1 protein-coding gene and 3 pseudogenes are annotated in these 3,592 nt (G+C 39.3%); 3 read left to right on the forward strand and 1 reads right to left on the reverse strand.

All coding sequences use genetic code 11. The annotated features are described in order from the left end of the window. Positions 1 to 351, reverse strand: a pseudogene (locus ACEW80_RS01985) (bifunctional DNA primase/helicase); the annotation flags it as partial. Positions 352 to 1,702: 1,351 nt separating this feature from the next. On the opposite strand from ACEW80_RS01985, the gene ACEW80_RS01990 reads away from it, so the two are divergent. The 3 genes and pseudogenes from ACEW80_RS01990 to ACEW80_RS02000 all read left to right on the forward strand — a co-directional run. Continuing rightward, complete coding sequence (locus ACEW80_RS01990; RefSeq protein ID WP_373524990.1) at positions 1,703 to 3,112, forward strand: NB-ARC domain-containing protein; 1,410 nt, start codon at positions 1,703 to 1,705, stop codon at positions 3,110 to 3,112. Between the two features lie 21 nt (positions 3,113 to 3,133). Then, positions 3,134 to 3,205 (forward strand): annotated as a pseudogene (locus ACEW80_RS01995) (4-Cys prefix domain-containing protein); the annotation flags it as partial. A gap of 33 nt (positions 3,206 to 3,238) precedes the next feature. Then, positions 3,239 to 3,592: pseudogene (locus ACEW80_RS02000) on the forward strand (protein kinase); the annotation flags it as partial.

Below are 3,592 nucleotides of genomic sequence, written 5' to 3' on the forward strand. Positions count from 1 at the left end.
GGGTGGTGACTCGTATTTGACGGGTTTACCTTTCTCCCAATCAATGCGAGGGAAGTTAGGCTTAATCCGTCCCCACTCCATTGGTTCCCAGTTTTTGAACGGGTCAAGAGATTGAATCCATGTGCCACCCAATAATAGATGATCATACCTTTTGATATAGCCGTCCGTGACTCGACCGGCATTTTTCCGAGGGATTTTGTCGGAGATGAACAGGTAATCGTAAATTGTTTCTCCCTCTATGTGGAAGAAGTTGCGCTCAATCAGTGCCGGATGAATCGCACTACCAACTGTTAGCTCATGGTATTCGGCAGCCGTGAGATTGTTTGGATATTCTGTTGGGCGTAATTTCATCTGCTCTCCCCCTGGAATTCCTTGGAGAAAACTCTTTCAATCTGCGAAACTTTCGCTCTAGAGAGGATATTCCTGAAATTACCCGACGCTACAGCATAAAGTTGCTGTGCCAAAGCTGGACTATCACACCCCATGCGCTCAACAAATACTGCGCTCTTGGGTTTGCTATTTATCACGATATTTTCCCCTGATTACTTGGTTGACAAGCTCAGAGGGGGTTGCATCAGTTATCAGTCAATAGTTATCAAAGACTCTGACTGGTAACTGTTATTCGCGCTGCTACGGATTTTTGCTATGAAATTCTCAATCTTTCTTAATTAAATTTAACATTTCACCATCAAGAATTTAAACAGCCAAAAACACACCACCAAAAAATCGCCGTTCTGGTGAAATACCCTGTATAGTAGGGAAAGCAGCGCGGATTATACTCTCGGACAAATTTAGTAGTCGTTTCGGTCGCCAAACTTTAAAGACCACTTCTTTTGTTCCTTCGAGATCAACCCCCGCTCTGAAAATATGAAACTGTTTGACTTTAGGACAAAGGGCTACTCCTTAGTAGTGCTTTGTCCTTTAAATTTTGGTACTGCCGTGGATTCACTTGCCTCTTCCTCTTTAACTAGGTATAAACCTGATCATACAGAACTTTTGGTTGTTTGTGATCTCATTAAGTTTTGACTTAGGGGTCAAAATTGGATAAAAAGTCTCTGATAAACCGAAAATCTCCCGTAGTATATCAGCAAAGTGTAAGGTACAACTACCCCTTTGAGACTAGGGCAAACACATCTAAATTACTCTAGATCACAACGAAGGTTAAGAACCAACGAAAAAATCAGGATTTCACGTTTAATTATTTTTTAAGTCCCAAAGCGATCGCCTAAACTTTTCGCAATAAGCAAGAGTTAATGACATTATTTCTGAATCTATTGAGAATAGACTTTGCTTATTGATATGATGCGGGTGCCCTGCCTTTGAGACTACTGCCTTCACTGCGGGTTTATAGTACTATGTATGGGGATTTTTCACGTTTAACTTGTGTTCGGTAATAGAGACTATTAAAGGTTTTGGTGAAAGTCTGCCTACAAATAGGGCAGTACTAACGTTGGCTACTCTTGCTGGTTTTTCCGTGCTTGTAGGTCTTGTGACGACTACACATGGGGTATTCTATGATTAAAACAGAGTTGATTATTTGGTCATTTTACCAACCTTACACTACCTTATTGCACTACCAAATTTAATATATGTATTTAACATGGCATCTAGCAAAAAGTCTTAACTTTTTGCTAGAGTTGAAATTGCCTGTAAAACTGGAAATGCTGATCTTTAAGCAACACGTAAAGGAGTTTGTAAAAAGGTGGATGTTAAAGAAGTTGTCAAAGTGATAGATGACTTAGTGTTTGCAAAAGAAGGCAGGTGGCTAGAGAAGGCAGAAAAAATTGTAATTGAGGCTGCTTGGCTCGATCTAGATTATAAGGAGATAGCGGAGAACGTACCTTGTAACTTTGATTTTTTGCAGCGTCGTGTAGCACCTAAGTTGTGGGTGTTGTTGACAGGGATACTGGGGAACGGAGAAAAAGTTACAAAGAAACGGTTGCGTCGCATTTTAGAAGAACAAATGCTTGATCTTGGCTCAGGCATTTCGGATCAAGCACCTACTGGCCTAGCCGTTATTGGGGGACATCTGCCTAACGTATCTAAGTTTTACGGTCGGACACCTGAGATGTCCATGTTAAAAGAATTAGTAACTCAGGAACGTTGTGTAGCACTTATAGGCCAGCCAGGAATAGGTAAAAGCGCTTTAATCGCTAAATTGATTGAAGTTATGCGTGTGGCGTCAGTTGAATTTGATGGTTTTATTTGGAAGTCAGTTTCCTCTAGCCCGTTACTTCCAGAGTTGCTTGCCGATCTCCTTAAGCTTCTGGCTGATTCAGAAAATCAGAAGCTAGACTTACCCGACTCAACTCAAGACAAGGCTTTAATGTTTTTTGAACAACTACAATTACGTCGCTACTTGGTGGTTTTGGATTCAGCAGAGGCTTTATTGCAGGGAGATAGGAATACTGATTCTAATCCTTATGGCAATAAATATGCAGACTATGGAGGATTCTTTAGAAGCATAATAGAGAAACAGCATCAAAGTTGTGTAGTACTAACTAGCCGTGAACCATTCATTGACATTACTCGTTTGCAACACAAGGGTCAGCCAGCTAGAAGTATGAGGGTCGAGGGATTAGTGGGAAAGGAAGCGCTACTAATTCTCCAAACTAAAGGTTTAACTGACGAGGATAAATGGGGAGACTTAGTTGAAATTTATCGTGGGAATCCTTTATCTCTAGAAATGGTTGCCAAGAGGATTAAAAACTTTTTTGGTGGAAGTGTAGAGAAATTTTTAAAATATAAAACGACATTAATGACAGATATGTTTCAAGAAAGTTTAGAAAAAATGTTTAAAAGTAATGGTCGTTTAACTGCATTAGAGAAAGATATTTTGATTTATTTAGCAGAAGCACCAACTGTATTTCCAGTTGACTCAATTCCCTTTAATCAACTGCTGAAGCAATTGAAAGAAAAACAAAAAAATTCTCTAACAACCACGGAAATAATTGAGGCTTTAGAGGCTTTAGATGAACGCTCTTTAATTGAACAAAAAATCAGTGCTGAAAAAGAAATATTACTGACTTTACAGCCTCAAGTGAGAAAATATATTTCTATGCATACTTCTAAAGAATACCGGGATGGATTTCAAAGTGCTAAATCAGCTTAATTATTTTACTAATTTTAATGTGTGAGCTACTGTATAAATCCTAAGTGTAAACAGCGCCAGAATCCTGACGACAGGGAGAGATGCCTTTATTGTGGAACGGAATTGCTGATTAACCAGAGGTTCCGTTTGGTTAAGCCATTACGCCCTCTGGACTTCCGTTATAATACAGAAATTTTTGAGGTAGACGATAATGGAATCCACAAAGTGATGAAAGTGCTGAAATCGCAGGAATCTAAAGAAATTGAGTTACTGGAGCGAGAAACACTGACACTTCAACTGTTCAACCATCCAGGTATCCCTAGAGTTATAGACGATTTATTTAGCTTTGTTCCCAACAAGAGTTACAGGAAACTGCATTGCTTGGTCATGCAGAAATTTGAGGGACAGAACTTAGAACAATGGGTGGAAGCTAACGGAAAAATATCTCAAGCTTTAGCGCTAAATTGGCTTACACAAATAGTAAAAATTCTTGATGAAGTA

It is taken from the genome of Nostoc sp., assembly GCF_041747015.1.
In the GTDB taxonomy this organism is placed as follows: domain Bacteria; phylum Cyanobacteriota; class Cyanobacteriia; order Cyanobacteriales; family Nostocaceae; genus Nostoc.